This window comes from Paenibacillus sp. LS1, assembly GCF_026013365.1.
GTDB lineage: Bacteria > Bacillota > Bacilli > Paenibacillales > Paenibacillaceae > Paenibacillus.
Window position 1 is genome coordinate 1938091 of record NZ_JAPDOE010000001.1, and the last position, 26121, is coordinate 1964211.

Annotated in this window: 20 protein-coding genes; 6 read left to right on the forward strand and 14 right to left on the reverse strand. The window is 46.5% G+C overall.

Going from position 1 to position 26121, the window contains the following annotated elements; genetic code table 11:
* Nucleotides 1-45: 45 nt before the first annotated feature.
* On the reverse strand, nucleotides 46-990 hold the full coding sequence (locus OM416_RS08435; protein WP_264928439.1) for an amidohydrolase family protein: 945 nt from the start codon (nucleotides 988-990) through the stop codon (nucleotides 46-48).
* Between the two features lie 17 nt (nucleotides 991-1007).
* Nucleotides 1008-2516 (reverse strand): argininosuccinate lyase, encoded by a 1509-nt coding sequence (argH, locus tag OM416_RS08440; RefSeq protein WP_264928440.1) that lies wholly within the window; start codon nucleotides 2514-2516, stop codon nucleotides 1008-1010.
* Between the two features lie 236 nt (nucleotides 2517-2752).
* On the opposite strand from argH, the gene solA reads away from it, so the two are divergent.
* On the forward strand, nucleotides 2753-3886 hold the full coding sequence (gene solA, locus OM416_RS08445; protein WP_264928911.1) for an N-methyl-L-tryptophan oxidase: 1134 nt from the start codon (nucleotides 2753-2755) through the stop codon (nucleotides 3884-3886).
* 129 nt (nucleotides 3887-4015) lie between these two features.
* Here the strand turns inward: solA and OM416_RS08450 are convergent, their stop codons facing one another.
* The 8 genes from OM416_RS08450 to OM416_RS08485 all read right to left on the reverse strand — a co-directional run bounded on the left by OM416_RS08450 (nucleotide 4016) and on the right by OM416_RS08485 (nucleotide 17039).
* Entirely contained in the window at nucleotides 4016-5860 is a 1845-nt protein-coding gene (locus OM416_RS08450) for an RICIN domain-containing protein (RefSeq protein ID WP_264928441.1), read from the reverse strand.
* A gap of 41 nt (nucleotides 5861-5901) precedes the next feature.
* Nucleotides 5902-7236 (reverse strand): glycoside hydrolase family 43 protein, encoded by a 1335-nt coding sequence (locus tag OM416_RS08455; protein ID WP_264928442.1) that lies wholly within the window; start codon nucleotides 7234-7236, stop codon nucleotides 5902-5904.
* Between the two features lie 406 nt (nucleotides 7237-7642).
* Nucleotides 7643-10774, reverse strand: a complete 3132-nt coding sequence (locus OM416_RS08460; RefSeq protein WP_264928444.1) for a beta-galactosidase — start codon at nucleotides 10772-10774, stop codon at nucleotides 7643-7645.
* Nucleotides 10775-11142: 368 nt separating this feature from the next.
* Complete coding sequence (locus tag OM416_RS08465) at nucleotides 11143-12639, reverse strand: glycoside hydrolase family 30 protein (RefSeq protein WP_264928446.1); 1497 nt, start codon at nucleotides 12637-12639, stop codon at nucleotides 11143-11145.
* 91 nt (nucleotides 12640-12730) lie between these two features.
* Complete coding sequence (locus tag OM416_RS08470) at nucleotides 12731-13576, reverse strand: carbohydrate ABC transporter permease (RefSeq protein ID WP_264928448.1); 846 nt, start codon at nucleotides 13574-13576, stop codon at nucleotides 12731-12733.
* Nucleotides 13569-14456, reverse strand: a complete 888-nt coding sequence (locus tag OM416_RS08475; protein WP_264928450.1) for a carbohydrate ABC transporter permease — start codon at nucleotides 14454-14456, stop codon at nucleotides 13569-13571. Before OM416_RS08475 ends, OM416_RS08470 begins: the two co-directional genes overlap by 8 nt.
* A gap of 101 nt (nucleotides 14457-14557) precedes the next feature.
* A complete protein-coding gene (locus OM416_RS08480; protein WP_264928452.1) occupies nucleotides 14558-15829 on the reverse strand; it encodes an ABC transporter substrate-binding protein in 1272 nt (423 codons plus the stop codon).
* 181 nt (nucleotides 15830-16010) lie between these two features.
* Nucleotides 16011-17039 carry a LacI family DNA-binding transcriptional regulator gene (locus OM416_RS08485; protein WP_062835738.1) on the reverse strand — a complete coding sequence of 343 codons (1029 nt, stop codon included), beginning with the start codon at nucleotides 17037-17039 and terminating at the stop codon, nucleotides 16011-16013.
* Nucleotides 17040-17328: 289 nt separating this feature from the next.
* On the opposite strand from OM416_RS08485, the gene OM416_RS08490 reads away from it, so the two are divergent.
* Nucleotides 17329-17691 (forward strand): iron-sulfur cluster biosynthesis family protein, encoded by a 363-nt coding sequence (locus tag OM416_RS08490; protein WP_062835739.1) that lies wholly within the window; start codon nucleotides 17329-17331, stop codon nucleotides 17689-17691.
* 450 nt (nucleotides 17692-18141) lie between these two features.
* Here OM416_RS08490 and OM416_RS08495 read toward each other — a convergent pair whose 3' ends face one another.
* Nucleotides 18142-18567 carry a MarR family winged helix-turn-helix transcriptional regulator gene (locus OM416_RS08495; protein ID WP_264928914.1) on the reverse strand — a complete coding sequence of 142 codons (426 nt, stop codon included), beginning with the start codon at nucleotides 18565-18567 and terminating at the stop codon, nucleotides 18142-18144.
* Nucleotides 18568-18733: 166 nt separating this feature from the next.
* On the opposite strand from OM416_RS08495, the gene OM416_RS08500 reads away from it, so the two are divergent.
* Entirely contained in the window at nucleotides 18734-20044 is a 1311-nt protein-coding gene (locus OM416_RS08500; RefSeq protein ID WP_264928916.1) for an amidohydrolase family protein, read from the forward strand.
* A gap of 88 nt (nucleotides 20045-20132) precedes the next feature.
* Here the strand turns inward: OM416_RS08500 and OM416_RS08505 are convergent, their stop codons facing one another.
* From OM416_RS08505 to OM416_RS08515, 3 genes are all read right to left on the reverse strand, one after another.
* Nucleotides 20133-20798: a hypothetical protein gene (locus tag OM416_RS08505; RefSeq protein ID WP_264928454.1), complete on the reverse strand. Its 666-nt coding sequence runs from the start codon at nucleotides 20796-20798 to the stop codon at nucleotides 20133-20135.
* 242 nt (nucleotides 20799-21040) lie between these two features.
* Complete coding sequence (locus tag OM416_RS08510; RefSeq protein ID WP_264928455.1) at nucleotides 21041-21685, reverse strand: hypothetical protein; 645 nt, start codon at nucleotides 21683-21685, stop codon at nucleotides 21041-21043.
* A 157-nt stretch (nucleotides 21686-21842) separates the two neighbouring features.
* A complete protein-coding gene (locus OM416_RS08515) occupies nucleotides 21843-22319 on the reverse strand; it encodes a hypothetical protein (protein WP_264928456.1) in 477 nt (158 codons plus the stop codon).
* 218 nt (nucleotides 22320-22537) lie between these two features.
* Between OM416_RS08515 and OM416_RS08520 the strand changes: the two genes are divergently transcribed.
* The 3 genes from OM416_RS08520 (at nucleotide 22538) to OM416_RS08530 (ending at nucleotide 26089) form a co-directional block, all read left to right on the forward strand.
* Nucleotides 22538-24217, forward strand: coding sequence for a PucR family transcriptional regulator (locus tag OM416_RS08520; RefSeq protein ID WP_264928457.1), 1680 nt, complete (start codon nucleotides 22538-22540; stop codon nucleotides 24215-24217).
* Nucleotides 24218-24446: 229 nt separating this feature from the next.
* Complete coding sequence (locus OM416_RS08525) at nucleotides 24447-25223, forward strand: ABC transporter ATP-binding protein (protein WP_264928458.1); 777 nt, start codon at nucleotides 24447-24449, stop codon at nucleotides 25221-25223.
* Nucleotides 25223-26089: an ABC transporter permease gene (locus OM416_RS08530; protein WP_264928459.1), complete on the forward strand. Its 867-nt coding sequence runs from the start codon at nucleotides 25223-25225 to the stop codon at nucleotides 26087-26089. Before OM416_RS08525 ends, OM416_RS08530 begins: the two co-directional genes overlap by 1 nt.
* The last annotated feature ends 32 nt before the right edge of the window (nucleotides 26090-26121 follow it).

The following is a 26121-nucleotide window of genomic DNA, read 5'->3' on the forward strand; positions in this document are numbered from 1 at the left end:
CCCTCTTTTGCACCAAAATGTTATAACGCTCTCTATTGCCTAAAATTATGCGTTGGTGGAACCGACTTCTGTGCCAACAGGTAGCTTCAACAAACGTCTGGCATTATTTCCGAAAATGAGTTCGATGTCCGCTTCAGGGAAGCGAAGTTCACGGCATACCCTGACCTGATCCTGCAAATAACGATAGGGATAACCACGCGGAAATCCATTCGCATCCGTTCCAAAAATAATCCTCTCTGGTCCGAGCAGTTCGTAAGTTTTGCGAAACAATGTCTCCAGATTCAGTTCGTATGGCATCCAGCGTACCCACTGGTTGGAACCCGATGTATCAATGTAGACGTTAGGGCAACTCCAGCTAAGATGAAGTAATTCTTGGAAATAACCTGCGCCAAAATGAGGGATGATAAATGGAATATCCGGATAAGCACGGGCCGTGTTGAAGATGGCAAGGGGATTGATGTTGGGGTGATGAACGATGCCTCCGGCATGACCAAGCATGCCAAAATGAATCAAGACAGGCAGGCGCCGCTCTGCAAGGAACTCCCATACCGGATCAAGGGAAGGCGTGTCGAAGGGAATCTGGGTAAGCGGACCGAACAGTTTGTATCCCCGTAGCCCCAATTCGTCGACCGCACGCCGCAGTTCAAGGGCCGCATCTTCATCTTCAATCGGATGGCAGGCAAAGCCGGTAAATCTGTCCGGGTCTCTGGATATTTGCTCTGAGAGCCTGTCGTTATCCAGGGCTGTCAGAAAGTTAAGCCCACCAATATGGTATTTGTCCAATTCGTCCGCCCACCGATCAATCAGGGGTCTCGACGCTTCCTCCGGATTTTCCTCACTCGTTGGAAAATCCCAGGTGAGTCGCATTCGCTCACTCCGTTCTCGCCCATAACGCGATACTAAATCATGTTTTTGATGAGGGGACAGCAGAAATTTATAAGGGAGATGGGCATGGATATCAAAAACTTGAAAATCAGGATTGGAGAACATGGTTTTGCTCCTTCCGCTTAGGTTCTGTCAGGCCGGCCGTTCAGAATTCCATTCAGATTCACATCGACGGAACGGAGCTTAGAAACGGTCTCTCGGTTCCATTTTTCTTTTGCATTCAGTCGAATTGCCTGATTTGCTAATACTCTTTTGACTTCATCCGGATTAGGCCCCCCCAGAACCTGTCGAACATATACAAAATGCTGTGGAGATAACGCGTCGCGTAAATTTTCTCGAGTTAGAGCAAGCGGCTTATCCGAAAGATCCTGTACCGCCTGATTGACCATATCCCAGGTTAATCCCGATATATGCGTTCCTGATTCTGTCAATTGGGTAACCAGGTGGCTAACGATGGAATGAGCTTTACGAAACGACAATCCGTCTGTGCGTACCAGCGTATCTGCAAGTTCGGTCACTGTAGCAAAGCTATTTTCAGCCCGTTTCCGGAGCAGAGACTCATTGACCTTTAGTGTGTCGATGATTTCGGATAGCAGACGATACACCGATTCAAGCGTATTCAGACTTTTCCATAGATAGGGTTGCATATCATCCTCAGTATCAACGATGTCCCCAAAAGGGGTGTTATGGATCATGTGAAGAACAGTCGACGTATCTCCCTTCGCACTGGAGAGTAGTGAACGAGCATGCTCAAGAGATACCGGATTCCGTTTTTGCGGCATAATTGAACTAATCTGAACGTAGGGAGCTGCGACAACCAGTCCACCATATTCCTGTGTACACCACAGCAACAGGTCCTGAACGAAACGCCCCAGATTAATGGCTGCCAGCTGTGCAGCAGATGCAGCTTCACCCGCATAATCCGCACCACTGACTGCATCATAGGCGTTCTCGATCACTTCATCAAAGCCTAACAGTTCGGCCGTTCGTTCCCTGGAGACCGGAAAACCGGATGTGGTGAGAGCTGCTGCACCAAGACTGCTGCGATTGCAGCCAACATAGGCAGCTTTCAAGCGCTCGAGATCTCTTTCTAATGAATCGTTTACGGCACAGATGTAATGAGCAAGTGTAGTAGGATGGGCTTGTTGTGTGTGGGTATGTGCGATCATGAGGGTGTGAATATGTCGTAATGCAAATTTTCTCAGACTTCTGTGCAGCGCCAGACCCGAGGTAATAGCTGTGCTCAGCTTTTCCCTCAGCACCATACGGTAGATGGCAATTCCCATATCGTTGCGGCTTCGCGCCAGATGCAAATTACCGGTAGATTCTCCTCCGAGCTGCTCCAGCTCATTTTCGACTTGAAAGAACAGATCTTCTACCCGTGAGGAATATTCACTTGTGCGGAGCTTGTCCACATCAAGCCTTTGCAAAGCAGAAGCGATGTGAAACGCCTCCTTCTCCGGAATGATGTGTTGTTCACAGAGCATAATCAGATGTGCTTTGTTTACGGCCATCATGGGGTTCAGCAGATGCTGTCTGGCCTGGTTATAGGCGGGCTCAAGTACAATCTCGGCATAGGTTTGACTGGGAAAACCAGTCGCTTGTGTGCTATCGGTTGACGTTGGCTTCACTCTCCTTAACTATTCATTCGGATTCACGAAAATCAAATACCCACTAATCCTGTAGGAATGTTTAGTTCAAAACTCTACCACTATTTTGGATTACATACAACTTTATCCTTAATCAAAATTTTCTATTATCTTATCGCGTTTCTCTATATACTGTTCTATTGACTACCACGGAAATCAAGACTACATTATCCTGTAGAATAGTAGTCTCTGTATACATTGTGAGAGGGGGAGCAATTATCACACAATCATATGACGTTATTATCGTTGGAGCTGGCTCCATGGGCATGAGTGCAGGTTATTATCTATCGCGCAGTGGATGCAAGACTTTATTAATCGATGCCTTTGATCCTCCGCATACGGAAGGAAGTCATCATGGAGATACCAGACTGATGCGCCATGTGTACAGTGGTGGGCCTGACTATATTGCCATGGCACTGCTTGCACAGAAGTTATGGCACGAACTCGAGGAAACGACTGGAGACCAACTTTTTGTTCCTTACGGTGTATTGAATGTAGTCGATCCGGAGATTCATTCCTTCCACAACCGATTGAGTGATGCAGATGATGCAGGCATTCGTTATGAATCGTTGCACGCAGCCGAGGTGATGAAACGCTGGCCAGGTATTACAGTGCCTGAACATTACGAGGGCATGTATGAGCCTGATGCGGGTTATTTGTATAGTGAACGCTGTATCCGTGCCTATCGCAAGGCAGCAGAGGCTCATGGTGCTACCTTGTTAACTCACACTCGTGTGGAGCATATCGAATACGGACCACATTCCGTGGCCGTTCAGACTTCAGGTGGTGAGACATACCATGCGAATCAAATTATCCTGAGCGCTGGTGCCTGGTTTCAGACGTTAAAACCTTTCGTGGATCTTCCGATTCAGGCTGTGCGTAAAACGGTTGGATGGTTTGATGTACCAGAGGCTTTGTATGGTGAGGAACATTTCCCCGGATTCACACTGGCAGGAAAAGAAGGTATATATTATGGATTTCCAAGCATTGGCGGATCAGGTCTGAAGATGGGGCGTCATGATACAGGTCAGGTGTGGACACCAGGAAATACAATGGATCCTTTCGGTACGGAAGAAACGGACGAGGGGGATCTACGCAGGCTGCTCGAACTTCATATGCCTCAGGCAGCTGGAGCATTGAAACGTGGTAGTGTGTGCAAGTATGAATTCACTTCGGATGAAGATTTTATTATCGACCGACACCCTGCACATGAACGTGTGTGGCTCGCAGGCGGTTTCTCCGGTCACGGCTTCAAGTTCGCAAGTGCCATTGGGCAAATTCTAGCCGACTTGGTGCAAACAGGACATACGGATCAGGATATTAGAAGGTTCGCTTTGTCACGTTTTCGTTAAGTACAAGCCCGTTGAATGAACATATGTATGTATAAAATAGCTACTTTCCTAGAGGGTGCGGTGTTGCTTAGAACACTGCACCTCCAAGAAAGAAGGACACGTAAGAACGTTAATTCTTGCTCACTTGCACTAATTCACTTTGACTAGACTCCATTGCTGATTGGCACCGCCATTGTCTGCCCACTGAATGGTGGAGGCACCTGCGGTCACAGACCCTTGATTGATGTCAACCGTCAGGCCACTGTTTCGATTCGCAAGTACCACATATCCTCCCACATCAATCGGCAGCCATTGCTGGTTGTTGCCCCCGTTATCCTGCCACTGAATCAGAGCGGCTCCGCCTTGTGTAGAACTTGAATTCACATCCAGCAAAAGCCCACTGCCCACATTGCGGATTTTGTAATATCCGTTGCCTGTAGACTCCAACTTCCATTGCTGGTTGGCTGCTCCATTATCATTCCACTGAATGATCGTTGCTCCACCTGTAGTAGAAGCAGCGTTCACATCAAGTGCAAGTCCACTATTTCGATTGATCAGCTTGTAGATAGCCCCTGCTTCATATCCTGTACCACCATTATAAGATGCACCGGAAATGACGTAGGTTGTGACCGAATTGGCCTTGGCCGTAGCCGTAAAGGTTTTGTTTTGCACCGAAATATTGGTCAGTTGCTGCAACTTATCTGTTGAAGAGGTCCGATATACTTGAGCAGACGTGCCTGTGTTCGTAAAACGACTGAGATCATACGTTACCGCTGTATCTGTCGATTCCGAATTGGTCGTAACCAGCACAACTTTGCCGGAAGATGCATCATAGGCCGCAAGGGTATTGGCATCACTCATGCCGATAATCTTGTATCCAGGGCGAATAAATTTGCTGTAATTGCCCATGACATAATATTTTTGGTTCACGGTGTAGCTGGTCGTTTGTGTATTGTTCAGCACATTCTTGAAGAATCCCCATCCTTCTGCACTATCCACGGCTTGCCAATACACCCACGCACTCGCGCCCATATTGCGAATATCCTTGAGGATGGTACGTGACATGGTAAGTCCACTTGCATCCCCGTCCCCATATTCCGAGGTCCACAGATGTTTGCCCGCAGACGTCGCTGTGTTGCGCAAAGCAGTTCGATTACTCCCACCATACGTGTGTGTGTTGATCTGACTGATTGCTGATTTCACCGCGGTGCTGTAGCTGTTGAATGACACATTGGTATCATCGATACTGTATTCTTCTGGTGCGCTCAGCTTTGTGGACAGGCCCTTCGCATTCAACGAAGCTTGTAATTGACTCAGAATCGTGTTCTGATCCGCCCGTTCAAAGTGCATGCCCTCCTGGTCATTGCCCTGCTTCCACCACGTAGAGATCGGTTCATTCAGCGGAGTTACGCTATCGAATGTGATTCCCCAGTTATCCCGGAAATGCTTCACGACCTCAGTCAGATAATCGGCAAAATCATCATAATAATCGGGCTTGAGGTTATTCCCTCCATTAGCTGCACCGGACACACCACCACTAATCGTCATCCAGTAAGGTGCGGAATTCGCAAAGGCTTCGATGACATTCACGCCTTGAGCTTTGGCAGCTTGCAGCATATAACGCTGGTTCGCATCTGCATTCCAGTCATACACGCCGGGAGAAGGCTGGTAGCCAGGAACGGCTTTTCGATATTCAAGGATATTGGAAGATGGATTATCCCCGCCTCCAATGTTGTACCGCAGGATATTCAGACCCAGTCCGGTATTCGCGTTGAACATTTTCTCTACGTACTCATCGCGATTGGAATACTCTCCAACCACTTTGCCCCACCATGCGAGAGATGTTCCCCAGCCTTCCATCGTCTGATATTGCTTTGATGGATCGGCAACAGCCGTGTAGGCTCCCGCGGCAGATACCTCTGTTCCCAGACCGAGACTGCCTGTTAGTAGACTTCCTGCCAGCAGCAGCGAGCTCATTCGCTTTAACCACTTCATCCGCTTCACTCCTTATGAATTTTTCGAAACACGAACACCAATTATTGTGCAACCTCTCGGAAGGTCGCGTCTGACTTATCGAGTGCAGTAACGACAGCTTCCAATTTCAGCACGTTATTGTAATGTCTCAGGTACAGGTTCGGGTTATTAAACGAGGCATAGGATGTCCAATCGGCGTTAGCAAGTCCATTTACACGTTTGAACGTGGCGTCATTGCGGAACGTAGCACTGCCGTCATTTTTCACCAGGGTAATGTTGCCATTATTATTGCGCAGGAAATAACCCGGATAATTCATAGACTCAAATGAAATGCCTGTTGCATTCGACAGCCCGGGAACGATACGGAATTGCGCATCCTCCACAGGACTAACACTCGCATCAATTCGTGCCTGATAGTTGTAATGACGAATGAAGCTTCCCGGTACATTGAATGACTCCAGCTTGCGGATATCACCCGGTTGTCCGGACTCTTTCAATACGGTCATATGCCGGACCAGTCCGGTAAGACCTGCAATCTCCTGCTTGGCACCCCAAGTCTGGAAATTTTCAGCAGAGTCGCTGTAATAATATTTTTGTGTCGCATAGCCGTCAAAGTAGATTCGCCATGAACCATTATCCAACTGAACAAGCGCCGGACCTTCCACCCAAGAGCCCCAACCTGCCCAATCCCCTGTGCCTTTAAAAGTATAAGGACCGGTCAGCGAGGTGGATGTCGCATATTCAATGTATTTGGTGGTCTCGTTCTTGGTAAAGGCATGATAGGTTGAGCCTGTCTTCACGATAAAGGTATCGATATAATTGGGAGCAATGCCTGCCAGTTCAGTAGGCGCGGACCATGAGGTAGACGTCAGATTGCTGCCTGAAGCGGTGATGACATAAGGTTTGAAATTCTCATAGTTGCCTGGTGAGAGGGACACGATAACGTTCAAACTTCCGTTGCTGTCTTTGAACCATTCTGGTGCCCAGGTGTGTGCAATCGTGGTTGGTGTGGATAATGTAATGTTACGGACAAACGTCCAGTTCACTTTATCCGGGCTGGAGGCTATACCGATCGTGTTGCCTGACCAGTTCGTGGTGTAGACGACGTAATATAGACCATCTGTGTGCTTCATGATGCTGGGATCGCGGATCAGATCGGCCGGAGGTGTATAGGCTGGCCCTTTTAGCAAACCATAGTGTGTCGCATTATAGGATTCGTAGATATACATATTGGACTCACTTGTGTTCGTGAAAGCGGATATCGTATAGACACTTGTCGCTGCTCTGGCTGTATTCGGGAATACCATGGTCAATAGAAGCAATGTTCCGAGCAGCAAAGTCATTACGGCTTTGAAACCGCTGAATCCTCTTGCTCTGTCTTTCCTCTTCGTTAACATCAGGTCAACTCCTTATGCATGAGTGATGAACGTGCCAACTTTTTTGTCAAAATAAATAACTTTAAACTATCCCCTGTGAGACACCTCGCGGCTGCCTGTTCGAATTCCAATTACATGAAGCATCACTCCCTTCACAGATCATGGATGAACAACCTTTATATATGTAAACGGTTACAAATAATTGAGCTATAAGTGTACCTTTGCCCATTATACCGACCTGATCACCACAGTTCCCCCATTCCCTTAGCCTAATTCACGCACAAGACTGAATCCAAAGATTCACGAACCCGGGTTATTTCGACTAAGAAAATGAGGTAGTGTGACTACGGTAAAAGGTATATTTTCACGTTATATGATGTTATTTTCGAGCCCAATCCATTTCTAGTTGATTATCTCTGCGATGCTTTTACTCCACCACAACCCATGGATAACGGGATAACTCATCCAGTAGGAATCGTACCCGTTCTGGTGTTCTGCCTTCTTCATCGAACAAAAGCAGTTCATTCTCTTCCTGTAGCCAAGCTACTGGAATTTTGTAATCCTCTTGCGGACCAATCTGCCAATAACGCCCCAGATGATGTCCGTTCAGGTGAATGGTTCCTTTGCTCATTCCCGTCAGGCGAAGCTTCAGGTTCACCTTATGGTTCTCGGAAACAGTAGGCTTCGCGAAACGCCAGCGATACCAGACGGGCTGACCATACGACTCTTGGACTGGAACAAGGTTGGATACAAGGTGAGACTTCTCGCTCGATGTAGCACAAATAACCGATCCAGCCGAGGTATTAGACGCCAGATTGGCATTCCACTTGCCACCTTGGGCGATAGCAGGCTGTGCTGCACGCTCTATTGACCCCTGTACTCTACGATGGTCCGCTCCTTGGACTACCTCGTATCTCTCCCATTGTTGCGGAAGCAATGCATCTGTCCCTGCCATACGCCAATTCTTCAGTTCTCCCTGACTCGAATACGTGATCAGTTCCAATCTATCCAGCGATGAACGGCTATATGGCATTTCAAGTGTATTCGTCTCTCCGGGCTTGATATACAAGGATATGTCCAGCGTCTGAAAGGCAAACCAGTCCTGATATCCTTCCATCGGAACTTCAATGCCATTGATACGAAGACCTTTGCTCAAGGCACCCACGAGGATGGCCCGATCCATGCTATCCAGCGTAAAACTTCTGCTTAGAAGTTTAGTCCCTTGGAGAGAATTCACTTCATCTAGATGAACACTTCCACTCTCCGTACGCCAATCCCGACGAATATCCTGAACTTTGCCGCCCAGATATACAGCACCAGCCAGACCTTTGCTCTCACCCACATATGGAGAGAAGTTCAATCTGCCCATATGCTGCACCAGAATCTGAAGTGTGTTCTGCCCTTGGGCTACTTGTAACTGTATTCCTGCGGCACCTACCTGACGCACTAATGACTGCTGAACACCGTTAACGATGATTCTGGCAGTATCCTGGATATCCGGCAAAATGAGGTTAGTGATTCCTTCGGTTGTACTCTCGAAGTCGCATTCATACAACAGATAACCAAAATCTTGTCCATACCGGGAAAAGTCCTCCGGTTGTGCACTCGCCGAGCCCTGCTTCGCAGTTAACATAACACGTGACAGCTCCGGAGAAGCAGGCAACGTTGGCGCAATCGGCGCTGTCCATGAAGGTTGCTGTTGTCTTCCTTCATCAGACTCCTGACTAAGCTCACTCGGTACAGCTTGTGGAGTGGATGGCGTTGGGGTATCTCGTCCCTCAGGATTCAACACATCGTACTGCACACCGTTTTCCTCGCTAGCAAGGAACTCACGACCTGTTAACGTCCGTTCTCCATCGGTCCAGTCACCAAGTAGCATAATCGTGCGATCCGGATCAGTGATCATGCCCTTGACCTGACCAGATGGCAGCACGTCCACGTCATCAAACCCGATCACATAACGTAGTCCCTTCTGATCTGTTGCTTCCAATCGCCATGTTCGATCCATCATCTCTTGATCCAGAATGACGAAACGGATTGGTGTGCCGTTAGCTTCCAGTTGGATCATTCCAGGCTCTTGGAAATGGAACAAATCGAAGCGGTATACGTTCCTGGCTGAATCATGTTCGACCAGCACTTGCACCGTGCTACCTTTAACGTTTAATGCCCCTGCTTCCAGTTCAACAACTGACCGCTGTCCTGCAGCGGCCACGATGAACAGGGTCAATTCTCCGTTGATCATTTCATTGCCCGTAATCATCGTACCCGCAGTCAGGTATACGTGTTCGGCAATCTGTACTCGATCCAGCAATGGAATAATCTGTCCTGGATTCAGTGATACGGGAAGAGTTCGGCCTTCCTCCAACGTAATGTGCATGGTCTCGCGTTCATCCTTGTGACTCTCCAGGAACCAAATCTTCTGGTTATCCGCCTGTCTGCCTCGTGCAGATATGCCTTCAGGATGACGTACAACGATCTCTTCTTCTGGAATTTCCTCTGTTTCCATCAGGAGTGGCCCAAATGCATGGACGAAATAGGACAGATTCTTGGTCACCGCATATTTCGGTGTCACCCGTCCATATTCATTCAGCGGTGCATCATAGTCATAGGACGTAATCATGAAGATGTCACTACTACCCATCGTTCTGCCGCCATATCCACCGAAGTTCGTGCCACCATAGAACATGTAGTGACTGATTCCGGTATACCCGGCACGCAGAATCTCCATGATGCGTCTCTCCAGCAAAGACGCTGTCTTCTGAATGGCCGAAGGTCCTCCCCAATTCTCGAACCATCCGGTCCAGAATTCCGTGACCATCTTCGGGGTGTCCGGCTGTTTGACTCGAAGTTTCTCATAATGCCCGTCAGCACCTGACCAGAAATTAGCCCCTTCAATCGTGCCTTCCGCACCGCCAACGCAAGTGATTAGTGTAGCGTCAATGCCACGTTGCAACAATCCATCTCTCAGCGTATTCATATGGTCACTTGCAGCAGCGTCATCCATCAGATACCCATATTCATTCTCCACCTGAACCAGAATGACCGTGCCCCCAGCGGATAGCTGGCGCTTTCGAATAATCGGCACAACCCGGTCAAAATACAAATTCACATAATGCAGATACGTCTCATTATTTTCCCGGAATTTCACGTTGTCCTTCGTACCCAGCCAGTATGGGAAACCGCCAAAATCCCATTCTGCACAGATAAACGGACCCGGACGCGCGATAACCCACATGCCGAGTTCTGCGCACAAATCCAGAAACGCTCCGCAATCGTTGTCCCCTTCAAAGGACCACTGTCCTTCTTCCGGTTCATGCACATTCCACGCAAAGTAGGTGTCGATGCAGTTCATACCTGCCAGCTTCGCTTTCAGCAGAATCTCCCGCCATTCCTCCTTCGGCATGCGGAAATAATGGATCGTTGCACTGTTCAGAAATACACGCTCTCCGTTCAGGAAAAAACTGCGTGCATCGTACGTTAACTCGGATTGAACACCATTCTCAGCCCTGGCGATGTTCTTCTCCTGTTCCTGGAGCAAAAGGGATGCTTTCTCTGTCAAAGATATCCCCTCCTTCTCTTTATTTTATATAAATTGAACTAAAGATTATTTACACTGCGCACTTCGATGACAGAACAACCTTCCGATCGCTGTTATCCCCAGATTTTTTTGATTCCCTCTTCTCAAAGGGGAAAATCCGGGGATAGCGTATGCTTCCGATGTAGATTTCTTGCAGAAAGCTTGTAGGCGCACGCTCCGCTTCTTCAGGTTTTTTCTGTCCTCTCCGTTTGGTGTAAATGTTTAATTCAATTTATATAGTTTCATATGTCCTATAACTCTTTTAAAAATATAAGGCAACCAAACTCGTTGAACTAAAAGACAATCTACACTGGGACTACGATGACAGAACAACCTTCCGAGTGCTGTTATCAGTTCCCCTGCAACGTCACGCCTTCGAGTACAACCGTTGTGATGGAATTGTCTGCGGTAGGCACTTCAAGTCCGTTCGCATACACCGGAATGTCTTCAAGCTGTTCCATGTTCCGATCCGGTGAAGTCTGATACACCTGAGCGGTGGATGTTTTTCCGTACGCATACCCTTCCAGTTCAAACGCCGTTGTACCCGCTGACAATTCGTTACGAATCACCAGCACCAGTCTCTGACGTTCCGCGTCATAGGCAGCCAGCGTGCGTCCGCTATCCGTTGGAATAATCGTCGCGCCTGGACGAATGTACTTTGTAAACTGGGCCATGCCATAATACTGTTTAGTCATCTCATACTGCTCTTCTCCGTTAAAGTTCGCATGAATGAAACCCCAGTTATTATTGGCGCCTTCATCTTCAACGGCCTGCCAGTATACCCAGGCAGATGGCTGCATGATTTTCAGATCAAACATGATTCGCTCTGCCAGCTCCTGCACCGAGGTCATATCCTCATGACTGTGCGGCTCGCTGCCACCTGTTCCGTACTCGGACATCCACAGCTTCTTGCCATGGCGTTCTGCCAATGTGCGCAGCTCTTCCATTTTGCTACCATTATAGGAGTGGGTATTGATCTGCTGGATTACGTCCAGCGTGTCCTGATCATAGAGGTTGAAATTAAATACCGTCTCGTCAATACTGTTATCGTCTGCGGCACTGATGACGGTTCCATCCAGTCCTTTGCTCTTCAGAGATGCAGCGACTTTCTTGATAATCTCGGCCTGTTTCTCATTCGTAAAATGACTGCCTTCCTGCATATTGCCCTTCTTCCACCAGTCGGAGGAAGGTTCATTGAGCGGATTCAGTGTGCGGAAGGTGATCCCCCACTCGTCCCGATAATGCTTCACGACTTCAGTCAGATAATCGGCAAACGCATCATACTGATCATCACGCAGATTGTTGCTGCCATCCACAGCTCCTGTAACCGATCCACTGATCGTCATCCAGTAAGGTGGTGAATTGGAGAATGCTTCAGCAATGTTCACGCCGCGCTCCATCGAGCCCTGTAACACAGCACGCTGACCTGCATCGGCATCCCAGTCCCACTCTCCAGGTTCAGGCTGGAAGCCAGGTACATCCCCACCGGGACGGAGGGCTTTCATCTCTGGATTTTCTTCACCGCCTATGTTGTAACGGACGATGTTCAGACCTAATCCTTTCTCAGGATCAAAGACCAGATCCATCACTTCACTAACCTTCGCCTGATCCTTCCACAATCCGAGATCGTTGGCCCACCAGGCAAGTGACGTGCCCCAGCCTTCAAAATGATCATAGGACTGATCCAGTTTCAGACGTACCGGTTCCTCTTGGAATACAAGTGTTTTGGATGATTCATTGGCAAAATGATTGATAACAATTCCTCCTCCTGCCAGCAGGGCAATCAGGGCAACCCCCATGAGGATATAACTCCGTTTGCTTCTGCTGCGTTGTTCTTTATGCGCCATGGGCTAAACAATCCTTTCTCCATGTACGTTGATAACTTCGTTCACTTTGCACATCAGGTTCAGACCATACACACACTACAGACACCTTCTGTTACTTGATTCCGCTACTTCCGCCGCTAATGTTGGCCTCATAGACATAACGCTGTCCGAACAGATATACCAGCACCATCGGAATGGTGAGGAACAGGGAAGCAATCATCACAAGGTTCCATGGTGGCATCTGCCCGCCACCTACCGTAGTCAACAGCTGCACTCCGAGTGCCAGTGGCATTTTCTCCGGATCATTGATATAGATGAGCGGCCCCATGAAGTTACCCCAGTTGTAAGAGAATGAGAAGATCGCAATGGCAGCCAGAATTGGATACGTCAGTGGCAGTATGATCCTCCAATAGATTCCCGGGTGGCCCATTCCGTCGATCATGGCGGCTTCATCCAGTGATTTCGGAATACTCATGACGAACTGTCGAATCAGGAATACGTTGAATGCCCCGGCGAAGAAGCTCGGCACGATCAGCGGGTAGAATGTATTAATCCAGTCCAGGTGACGGAAGATGATGAACTGCGGTACCATCGTCACCTCACCCGGAATCATCATCGTACTGAGCAACACAATAAACAGGAAACTGCTTCCTTTCGCTTTAATCCGGGCGAAGCCGTAGGATACGACCGAAGCCGATAATACCGACCCGACAATCGTAAAGACGGTAATGATAACTGAGTTTTTGAGATACGTACCAAGATTGTTATTTGTGAAGATCGTATAGAAGTTCGACCATTGGAACTCCATCGGTACGAAGGTAAAGGCTGACTTGACGGTTGTTGCGTCACTGGCCAGTGCAATGGAGATCATGTACAGGAAAGGTGAAGCAAGCAGCACCCCGACCAGAATCAGAAAAATGTAGGATATCGTCTTCTCCACAGTCGATGGATTACTCATTGGCTTTTCCCTCCTCGTAATGCACCCATAGCGCCGATGAACGGAATACAACCAGTGTCAACGCCATGATGATAATGAATAATACCCACGCAATCGCCGATGCATATCCCATTTTGTAGAATTGGAACGCATTCTGGAACAAGTAGGGAACGACCATCTGGCTTGAATTGTCTGGTCCTCCTGCAGTGACGATGAATACCTGCGCGAAGGTCTGGAGCGCTCCGATCATGCCAGTCACGAGATTGAAGAAAATGACGGGAGTCAGCATGGGGAATGTAATATGGAAGAACGATTGGGTACTTTTCGCTCCATCGATGGCAGCGGCCTCGTAGAATTCCTGCGGTATTCCTTTCATACCTGCAAGCAGTAATACCACACCACCACCCACACCCCATAAGGACATGAGAATCAATGCAGGCTTAACCCAGTTCGGATCAAGCAGCCAGGCAGGACCCTGAATACCAAAGATCGCAAGTGCCTGATTGATCAATCCTTCTGTCGGCGCAAGCAAGTGGATGAAGAGCAATGAACTCGCAACCACCGGAACGACGGAAGGCAGGTAGAACAGAATCCGGAAGAAAGTAATACCTTTGATCTTCTTGTTCAGATAATACGCGATCCAGAGCGATATCGACATGCCCAGCGGGATTGATATCAGGGCGTAGAAGAACGTATTTCCCACCGCTTTCCAGAAGATCGGGTCATCCGTCAACAGTGTTTTGTAGTTGTCTATACCGATAAATTCAGGGGACTGGAACAGATCCCAGTTCGTGAAGCTCATATAGATGGAAAATAGGATTGGTCCCAGGGTCAGCCCCAGGAATCCGATCAGCCAAGGCGAGATGAAGATGTAGAACCATTTCCCGTCCTTTTTTCTCACGTTAAGCCCTCCCATGACGCAGAGAGCAGATGGAACCCGCATTCACGCCGATTCCACCTGTCCTGCTGTCGCTGCTATTTGTGCATGTTCAGAAAAATCCTCTATTTGTAGAGTCTCTCCAGTCCACTCTGAATTTCAGTTACGGTATCATCAAGCGAGGCTTTGTTGTTGAAATACACACCCAGCTTATCGTTAATGAGCTTCATCATTTCGTTCCATTGCGGGTTGAACGGTTCTGCATAGATCGTCGATTCACTGAATGCAGCCATGTTGATTTTCTTGCCACCATATTCGGCATTCAGGAATTCATCACTGGACAGACCCGCTTTGGTTGCAGGAGCATCCTGACCGGCTTTAACCATTGGCATCTGTGCTTCAGGTGTGGTCAGTGCTTCAATTACTTTGAATGCTTCTTCCTTATGTTTGGAAGCGTTGGTAATCGTTAATCCGTTAAAGAATGCGTTCGTTTCGCCCCATACCGGAGAGATATCCCAGTTGATGCCTTCCACCTTGGCAAGCGAACCAATGTTCCAGAACCCTGTCGTTTCCATGGCGATCTTGCCTTGTGCGAACAGCGGATCAGCTCCGATATTCCCCATGTCGGCAATCTCGGTTGGCGTTGGCCCCGCACCGTGTGTGAAGGTCAGGTCATTCATGAATTGCAATGCTTTACGTACAGGCTCTGTATTGAATGTCGGTTTACCGCTCTCATCGAATATCGAGCCACCGTTCTGGTAAATCAGTTGCATCCATTGCGGCCACCAGCTGCCCGGGTAGTAACCCCATTGAGTCGTCTTGCCATTCTCCTTGACTGTCAGCTTCTGAGCTGCCGCCATCAGATCGTCCTGCGTCCAATCTTTGGTTGGATATTCCACCCCGGCTTTGTCGAACAGATCTTTGTTATAAAAGAGGACCATCGCACCTGCACGATCCGGCAAACCGAATTGTTTGCCATCGTACTTCATCAGGTTTGCAATATCATCGGAATAACGCTCAGACATGTTCACGTTGTTCGCCTGAATCATGTCATCCAGCGGTATAATCTGATTCTTGGAGGCGTACGCCTGATAGTTCTCGGCAATCATCATGATGTCCGGCGCCGTTCCCCCGGCGATCATGGTCTGTACTTTCTGGTCATAATCCCCTGCAACCACGTTCAGCTTCACGTTAATATCGGGATACTTCTGTTTCACAATGTCGAGTCGCTCCTGATAAATTTTCTTCTCATCCTCCGAGCCCCAGATCGTCATGCTCAAATCAACCTTGCCACCGGACTCGCCGGAAGAACTGTTTCTACTCCCGCTGCTACAGGCTGTAAGACCCATTACCATGACCAGCATCAATAACGAAATGACCTTTAGACTTCTTTTCATACGTTACGCCCCCTTGATATAATGAATGGATGACTACACTGAAACCCGTTTCATGAAATGGGTTTCATTAAGCTGAAACATAAAACCCGTTCCACTTTATGAAAGGGGTTTCATTCACGCACTCATTATATTTCACCCTTCAAGGAAATGTCAACGCTTTCTTTTCCAATTACAGGGCCCCTTATCTTGCAGCAGGTCCTGTACTTTGACGCACAATTAGCTCCGGTTGCAGAATGATCTGCTTCTTCGGTTTGCCTTGGTTAATCAGCTCATGAAGCACGTCCACAGCCTGTTTTCCAAGCTGATATGTGTTCTGGGATACGGTTGTCAGTTCGGGTATAACGGCACTAGCGAGCGGCGTGTCATCGAAACCCACAATGGATATATCCTTCGGAATCGAGAGCCCATGCTCAATCGTTGACTTGATAGCACCAATCGCCGTGTTGTCATTCACGCAGATGACCGCGGTTGGTGGATTGTCACGATCCAGCAGTTTGGACATCTCGCGTTTGCCATCGTCGATGGAGAAACTGCCAAGAAGCTGCCGTTCTTTTGGTATTTCCAGCCCATGTTCGCGAAGTTTCTTCTGCACAGCTCTGACCTTGACCATCGTGGTGGACAACTCTTTCAGACCGCCGACAAAGGCGATATCGCGATGCCCCAGTTCAAGCAAATGCTCAGCTACAAGGGCAGCCCCTGCCCCTTCATCCGTGTACACCCGGTGGAATCCGCCTTTGGCAATATTGCCATTGACCAGTACGATCGGCATACGTTTGCCCATATCAATCAATTCCTGAGCCATGTCATCTGGACAGACCTGCATGTTGATTCGCCCACCGAGAAAAATAATCCCGTCTACCCGCTTCTCTCGCAGGATGGACAAATATTCAGATTCCCTGTTGTAGTCCCCTGCGGTATTGCACAGAAAGAACGTGTACCCTAATCCGCGAGCCTCATTCTCCGCGCCCCAGAAGACTTCCGGGAAGAAGGGGTTTGTGATGTCTGGCAGGATGATGGCGATAGTTCCCGTCTCTTTCTTGATCAGACTGCGCGCTTGCGCGTTGGGCTGAAACTGGTGTTTTTCGATGATGGACATAATCTTCTCTCGGGTGCTTGCACGCACTGGTGCCGTGTCATTCAATACCCGGGAGACCGTCGCGACAGATACATTTGCTTCTTTGGCGATGTCGTATATGGTGATCGGTGTCATAGCGGAACCTTCCTTTTTCTCTAATTTTCCCTATTTTCCCTGCTTATCATACCAGATAAGGAATGGCGATGAAATGGGTTTCATTGGCGGGCGAATGATTTCACACTGGATCAATTGAAGTTCTGGGTATGACATTCATACGTGAATTGTTCGATGTATCACTCATTAGCTTCATTATTTTCACAGAACATGTTTGCTTTTCTTTATTTCACCTTCTAATCTGCATTTATGGTCCATATATTAAATTGTAAGCGAATTCATTGGAGATTAGAGGAGTGTGAACGACGTCATGATCATTCAAGTCAGTCCGCTGGCAGAAGCAAGACTTACTGAAAAGCTGGGAGATCGACCAGGCTATTTCAAATTGTTTTATGATACCGATGGATGCGGTTGTGACGGAATTGCGGTACTTCTGATCTTAAACGAACCGGATAGCGATGATGTTACCGTAGAAGCGGGCTCGCTTCCGTTTGTAATCAACAAACAGCAGCAGATTTACTTTGAACCCTGTCTGCGTCTGCAATCCGAGCACAGTTTCCCTTCATTTCGACTGAGTAGCGATTCCATGATCTATGGCAGTAATGTCAAAGTCCATGATCTACGAGATACTGCAGACATAGCCCCTCAACCCACTGGATGGTTTGTACGATAAACGTTGAATTCACACTATAATCAAAACCTCCCAATCCCACGTTTTCTGCGGGACGGGAGGTTTTTTTATCAAACTTAATGAGTTCATTAGGCATTATTCTTGTAACATTTCATATTCGTGCAGCGCCTCTGTACCTCTGCCAATCTATTTCCGACCATTTTTCAGGACAAAAGAGGTGAAAATTTGATTAATTAATACAGAATTTAGTTTAATTACAAGCAAACCGTATACTTATGAATTTGGGAGATACACCACATTAAATACTATTTAAAAAATTTAAGTCTGGTTGTAACAACAGCGCCAGGATTCAAATGACACAGAGACACAATATATCGCCAAGAAGAGCCTGACTTATACGTCTGGCTCTCTTTGTTTTAGTTTCCTCGCACACAATTCGGTAAGCATACTTCTTACCCGCCAGCTTCAAAAAACTTAAAGGAATCATCTTCTTTATATGCGTTCATTAATTCTGGTCAGTAATTTCTTTAAGATTTGCTTCTCCTCGTCATTCAGAGCTTGAACGATTTCATCCTCCACTTTTTGAAAAGAGTTATTAAAGTCATCAATCAATTCAACCGCTTTTGGTAATACATATATATTTTTTTGACGTTCATTATTGACCGGGATTTTACGTTCAATGAATCCTTTTTGCTCTAGACTTTGAAGCATGCTTGTAACGCTTGCCCCACGCAGATGAAACCGATCTGCAAGATCCTTTTGAATAATATTATCTTGATTCTTATAAATATAATCGATTACTTTTCCTTGTTGAGAACTTAATCCTAGCTCTTTTATACTCTCATCCGCTCTTTTCTTCAACTTAAGACCGATAATCTGAAACAAATCCATATAAGGTGTATCTTCTCGGGAATGCATGACCATCCATCGTCCCCTCCATAATTGTTAGGAATCTAATTGTTCGCAGCTAAAATATACAGTGATCCTAATAGGATTGTCAAATAAACAATAGATTGTTGACTGTTAGATATCTAACAGTTATAATCCGAAGTGTTGAATCACAAGCACATTGGGAGGAATTATGATGGAGAACGTAAATCAAAATGCTGGGTTAGAAAAAATTACGGCCATTACAAATGTACGAATCTTTGACGGATATCAAATTATTGCTCCCAGACATATTATCATTAGTGGGGAGTCCATTATTTCAGTAGGCGGAGACATCCCAAGCGATGCAACAATTATCAATGGAGACAACGGGACATTAATACCTGGTTTGATTGATGCACATGTCCATACCTCAATTGGTGGATTACGAGATGCCTTAAAATTCGGTGTTACAACAGAACTCGAAATGAACGGCGATTTTACTAAAAGAGGTCGCGAAATTCAGCTAAAAAATGTGTCTGACATCGCAGACGTCCGATCAGCTGGTACAGCGATTACCGCTCCTGGTGGGCACCCAGATGAATTACTGCCTGATGGAGATGAAATACCGGAATTCATATTAAAGGAACTAGAGAAGTTATCGGAGGAAGATCGGGAAGCAATGTTGGCTGCCTACGCTCACGATCACGACGAAATACCTCAAGTGACGACGGTTAAAGAAGCGATCAAACATGTGCATACCCAAGTAGAGAATGGATCCGACTATATTAAGATCATGATTGAAGAGGGAACGGTCATGGGTGCACCTGGCCTGCCTGTTCTAAGTGACGAGATTTTAAAAACAGCCGTTACTGAAGCCCACAAGTTCGATAAGTTGGTCATCGCCCACGTCTTGACGGCTCTTTCATCGAAAGCAGCCATCGATCTTGGAGTCGACGGTTTGGGTCACTTGTTTATCGACAGACCCGAGTACACGTCCGAATTGGTTAAATCCATAGCTGATTCTGGAGCTTTTGTTACACCGTGCTTGGTATTGAATTCATCGATTATTGGTAATCCGGCTTCGGAATTGGCGAATGATCCACGAGTTCATTCCAAATTAAGTCCGGATTGGATCGATATTTTGAACTCAAGCTTCAATACGTTTCCACAAGGCAATATGGAGAACAGCTTTAAGAATGTGATGGATCTTCACCGTGCCGGAGTTGATATTCTTGTGGGGACGGATGTTGCACCGGTTCCTGTTCCGAACCTTGGTGGCCTTGCTCATGGGGCCAGTGTCCACCACGAAATGCAGCTACTGGTGAAGGCTGGGTTCACCCCGATCGAAGCTCTTCAGTCGGCTACTGCCAAACCGGCCCGTTGCTTTGGTCTACATGATCGTGGCCGAATTACGGAAGGTGCACGTGCTGATCTTGTTCTCATAAACGGTGATCCGATCACTAATATTTCAGATACCTTGTCAATCAAATCCGTGTGGTTCAATGGTTCGCAAAAACTAGGTTAAAACTAGTAAATTATATCTTCCTAATTGCAAAATTACTAAAATCACTAAGAAGAGGGAGTGCAGAATGCAGCCCCTCTTCGACTTTAATCTATTTATTCAGGAACGATGCTCTGATCATAGTTACTCCGATTTGTGATAATTCCGATAAAATATTTTCCAAATTAAATATTCTAGACAGTTCATAATTAACGAGGTTTTTAATTCGTTCCCCACTTAATCTGTAGTGGCTTAACCACAATAACATGCACGTTAGATCAACAGTATCGTCCGGGTCTGAACCAGCTGATCCCCATAATTCCCCCTCAACCTGATAACCGCCACCACTCCATTGAAGCAAGTAGCCTCCAGTACTCATCCCCTGTGTGAAACCTTCTTTACTATTTATCCAATCTAAAGATTCCCCAGGAGCAATCGTTCTAGCGAAATACACTTCACTAGTATCTAATTGAGTTAAACTAACATTAACTTCATGGCTACTATTGTTTTTCATAAGCAGTTTTATATGTACAGATTCCGGATTTACGGAAAAGGGTTGCTGTACCGTTGCGCCTCCAGAAGCAATAAAGTGGGAGGGTTTGCTCTCTTGTTCGCTTAAAGACTTAGAAAGGGTTGTACTTTCGGCCTCGCTTGATAATACACCAGTTTTTGGATTAGACATATTCTCTTGAATTTGACTTGTTGAATCACAGGCAGTTACGGTCGCTGTTGTTAAAGCTAATGATATAACAGTAAAAAATAGTTTCTTTTTCTTCATTACTTCATTCCTCGTATTCTTTTATTAGTTATTCTTAAAACCTATAAGAAGTTCCTCGTTATTAACAACGCTATCAGTCTATAAAAGTTACAGCTGTAATTCGTAAGATGGCATTAAGTTAACCTTCCTTTAGCTGAACAAAAGCAGCCGATCGGGTTGATCGGCTACGCTCTGGGTTTTATTGAGCTATCGTATTCCTTTAATGTATCAAATGACGACGGATATAATTTGACACTTCAGTATCATCGAAAACCGAAATGCTTTTCAACTTCCAATAACATCTGCTCTTTATTGGACTGAGATGTTCTCATGAACCATTTTAATTGATACTGCTCTGCTTGTTGCAGGTAATGATTCGATGCTCTAACCACCGTGTTTAATGTTTCGTCCCGTGCACGTTGTGGATCTGATAAATTAGGGAACAAATCCTCCATGCCCCTCAGATGATCCCGATCCAGATACTCCGCTCTAATTAGGTCATCTTCTGCAAACATATAAACAACTCGGTTGGGGTTAACAATCTCCCTTAGATAAGCAGGTTCCATAAAAGTATCTACTACGATTGGCTTCTCTTTCCCCATCTGTAACAGATCCAAAATAATAAACTCCACGCTTTCATCAAACACTGAATTTAACCAGTGACTTCTATCGTTCCCACGCCCTAAAAAGAACCATTCCCAATCAATGAAGTGTCGCAAAATTGCTGGATGATCCTGCGGATTAGCCTTTTTTTGATAATCGAAAGTGTGGTCATCTGAAGAATAATAATTCAGATCCCATTTTGAAGAAAGCAACTTTGTCATCGTGCTTTTGCCGCCGCAAGGGCCGCCACATATCCAATAAACGTGATCTAAATATTGTCTTAATAGTCGGTCTGAAATTTTCATGATACAACCATCCCCTTGTCTAATATTATTTCTTAAAAGGGATAATGTCTCTTTTCCTATTTGCACTAAATGTCCAGGTCGCTGGCATTTCTACACCGCCTTTCCAAGCTTAATTTTCTGATAAATTTATTCTAGGAATCGCTTTTCACAATCACAACTAATGATCTGTATACTGCAAAGCGTGAATCGGTGTACCTTTAGTGATTTCACCTGTCAATGTATTGATTTCTAGTGGCTCTACTATAACCTTCCATCCATTTTCGCTTTTGAAAATTTTATACGGGAGTGGTGGTGACTGTTCATAGTCTTGTCCTGCATACTTTTGAACTACATAAAGTTGAACTTCATCCGTATTGATTTGTTTGCTTCCCACAATTTCATACCCTGTAGTTGGATTGGTTTTAAAATCTTTTACATATCCTTCTTCACGACTTTTCTCATCCAGATAGTTTGTATCTTTAGAATAGAACATCATTCCCTCTACATCTTTAGCAATGTAAGCCTGAAAGTACTCCGTTGCTGCTTCCATCGGAGTTTGGGCTACGACTCTTTCCGCAGTAGTAGTCGATGCTACTAAGATAGAACCAGCAACAACACTGGCAAGTAAAAGCGATACTAATCCTTTTCCTTTCATGGATCGAGAACTCCTTTTTAGTGATAGAGTTGGTAATAGTGATCATAGTTTCTTGAAATCTATTTAGTATAACGCATTGAATTATTGGAAAGTTTTTATATTTATGAGAAATTTGTTTACATCTATCTTTTAGCCCCTTTATCCAAACTCTTCTTTACGCCTACCCCACTTAATGTTAGATTTTATAACATATTATTATGAAAGCGAGTGGGTTGAAGATGGATCTGCAACAGTTATTGACTATCCCCATTCTCTCCAAAGCAAAAGTGATTGCCGGACATCGTGGACTAGATCGTTTGGTACAATCGATTAACATTATGGACGCGCCAGATATTGTACAATTCCTGAAGCCGGGAGATATGCTGCTGACAAACGGTTATATCCTGAAAGACCGCCCTGATGCTCATCTTGCATTCATTACAGACATGCATACTATTGGCTGTGCGGCACTTGCTGTGAAGACACAGCGTTTCTCTCTTGAATTATCTCCGCAACTGCTTGAAACTGCCGACAGGTTGGGCTTCCCGATCATCGAGCTGTCTGAGATAGACAATACACTCGGTGAAATATTTCAACATTCGATCAGTGCCATCCTTCAGAACAAAACCCATGAGCTTCACTACGCCCTGTCTATTCACAAGCAATTTTCCACGATGGTGATGCAGGGAAAAGGCATACCATCCATCGTAGATACGTTGTCTCAGTTGCTATCCTCACCTGTGCTGCTGCTTGGCTCAAAGAAGCAGATTACGGCAAGCTCCCATTATGCACAACAGATGGATAACCAGTCTCTCGCCGCGCCCTTACTGATATTTATAGATGAGCACCCTTCCTTCCATACCACAATCTCGATATGCCTGCTTACTGCTGATAAATATCGACATGCCGAGCTTCATCCCATCTTCACGGATCGTCACGAGGGTTATTTAATCGCACTATACGACAGTTCCACAACCTCTAAGCTCTCCACTCTGGCACTGGAGCAAGCGGTCAATGTGATCGGTCTGGAGTTAACCAAGAAACAAGCAGTCAAGGAACGCTCCCGCCGGTACAAAAATGAATATTTCTCCGATCTCATTCAAGGCTTCATTCGTTCGGAACAAGAAGCGCTGCATCGCGGCAAGAAATATGGGCTGCAAGCCAAAGGGAGCTCCGTTCTCATCATCGCCAAGATGGATGAACCCTTAACGAACAAACCTAATCACATCCTCACTCCACCTGGGGAAGAGCGGTTCATCTCGGAACGAGACGCTAATTACGAGTTGATTAAGCAGGAGTTCGCCAAATTGGATCTCTCCTTTGTCATGTTCACGAAGAACGACCAGTTCGGCATACTCGTCTTTTTGGCCGAATCGTCTTGGAACGAACATTCCGTTGTTCAGCAGCTTGAGCGGATCGCGAGCAATCTGTATATGGAGTCACAGCTCAGCCTATCCTTCGGAATAGGTAATCCCTACACGAACGTATTGGATATTGGACTCTCCTATAAGGAGGCAGTCAAAGCCCTCCAATCCGGCTATCAGATGCGAAAGACCCGCTTCGCTCACTCCTATCAAACCATGGATATAAGCCGTCTGCTGCGCATGATTCCTTACGATGAGATGCTGCAATTCCATCAAGAAACCTTCAAACCCTTTGAAGGCCGAGATCAGACCGAGCGCAGTGAACTTATGAGAACGTTGTCCTCCTTCTACGAGAATCATTGCCAGATCGTCGATACAGCGAAAGAGCTGTTCGTACATCGCAATACAGTGATCTATAGGTTGGAGAAATGCGAGAAACTAACCGGCAGGAACATCAAGGACCCGATGGAGAGCCTGCGCTTCAGACTCGCCTTCGCACTTGAGTCCCTTCTAAATGTTAATCCAGTCCCTAGCGAAGCTAATCATACGTCTTAAACCGAGAACGTGTCATGTATAATGACACGTTCTTTTATTTTCTTTTCCCAACCCAACCTCATTTGTGCATTTTAACTGATTAAATTGTATTTTTATGTTCAGAGTAACTAATGACAATTGTGCAAACAGTCTATATGATTAGGAATATATTCATCAATGTTATATTACTTAACATAAATTCACATCAAGAAATGAACACCATCAGGCTGTAGGAAAGGGGCTACCTATCATGGCTATACAAATACAAGGCGTATCCAAATCATTTGTCAGTGCAACCGGAGAAGATATTCAAGTACTCGCTGAGGTTTCGATGCAAATCAAGAAGCAGGAGTTCTTCAGTATCGTGGGACCGAGCGGCTGCGGCAAGAGTACGATCTTCAATATTATCGCAGGTCTGCTTAAGCCAACGAAAGGCAAAGTTATCGTCTGTGGCGAAGAGATTGATCAGACCACCGGGCATGTCGGCTATATGATGCAGAAGGATCTGCTGCTTCCTTGGAGAAGCATTCTGGACAATGTCACGCTAGGCTTGGAAGTGAAGGGCATGTCCAAAAAGGATCGTGGCGATATTGCCATGGATTATCTGGATCGTTATGGCCTGGCTTCATTCGCAGAAGCCTATCCCTCCACCCTATCAGGCGGTATGCGCCAACGTGTAGCCCTCATTCGTACCCTCGTTACCCAGCCCGATATCATATTACTGGACGAACCCTTCTCAGCACTTGATTATCAGACCAGACTCATTCTGGAAGATGAAATCTTGTCTATCCTGAAATCCGAGGGCAAAACAGGCGTGCTTATCACACATGACATTGAGGAAGCCATCGCCATCTCCGACCGCATTGCCGTTATGAGCAAAAGACCAACGACCGTGAAACAGGTATACGATATCGGTCTCGCTTCGCAGTATGGCTCAGCACTGAAAGCCCGCTCCGACCAGAAGTTCAAGCAGTATTTTGAATCGATCTGGTCAGAGCTTGATATCCAGATGGGGAGGATTAGCTAATGAAGAGCACATCACCTGAAATAACCCTTGCCGGGAAGCCTGCTGGAGTTGCGAAGAGCAAACGCAGACAGTCCACTTTCTCCAAAGAATGGCTGATGACGATGCTGTGGCGGTTCATTATTGTTGCGGTCATCCTGGTGATCTGGGAATCCGCCGTTCGCTTGAAGTTGGTTAACGGATTCCTCATGGGATCACCAAGCGCCATTCTCGATGCCGCCATCACCATGGCCAGCTCAGGGCAACTGCTTACAGACGCGTTCGCAACGGTGAATGCCACCGTTATTGGCTTCGTAGCCGGAAGCTTAATTGGCTCATTGGCAGGACTGCTCATGTGGTATTCCAAGTCCGTTGCCCGTGTGCTCGATCCATTCATTGTAGCCATGAACGGTATCCCGAAGATTGCCCTCGCTCCAATGATTATCATCTGGTTCGGTTCAGGCATCTTCTCCAAGATTGCTCTGGCCTCCGTGGCAACGTTTATCGTAGCATTATTATCCGCCTACCAAGCGACGCATCAGATCGACGAATCCCAGATTAATCTGATGAAATCCTTCGGTGCGAAGAAATCACAAATTTTCCGCAAAATTATCGTTCCTTCCTCTCTGCCATGGATCATCTCAGCCTTCCGGATCAATATCGGCTTGGCATTGGTGTCTGTCGTAGGTGGAGAATTCATCTCTTCTGACAAAGGACTCGGACATATGGTATTCGTCGAAGGTAACCTGTTCAACCTTCCGGCCGTATGGGTTGGCGTGTTCATGCTTATGCTGGTCGCCATGCTCCTCTACACCTGTGTCGGTTATATCGAATCCCGTCTCCTTCCATGGAATGACAACAAGACCAGCAGCAAATCCACATCTGTATAGCTGACCTACAACGATTAAAGGGGACTGATGAC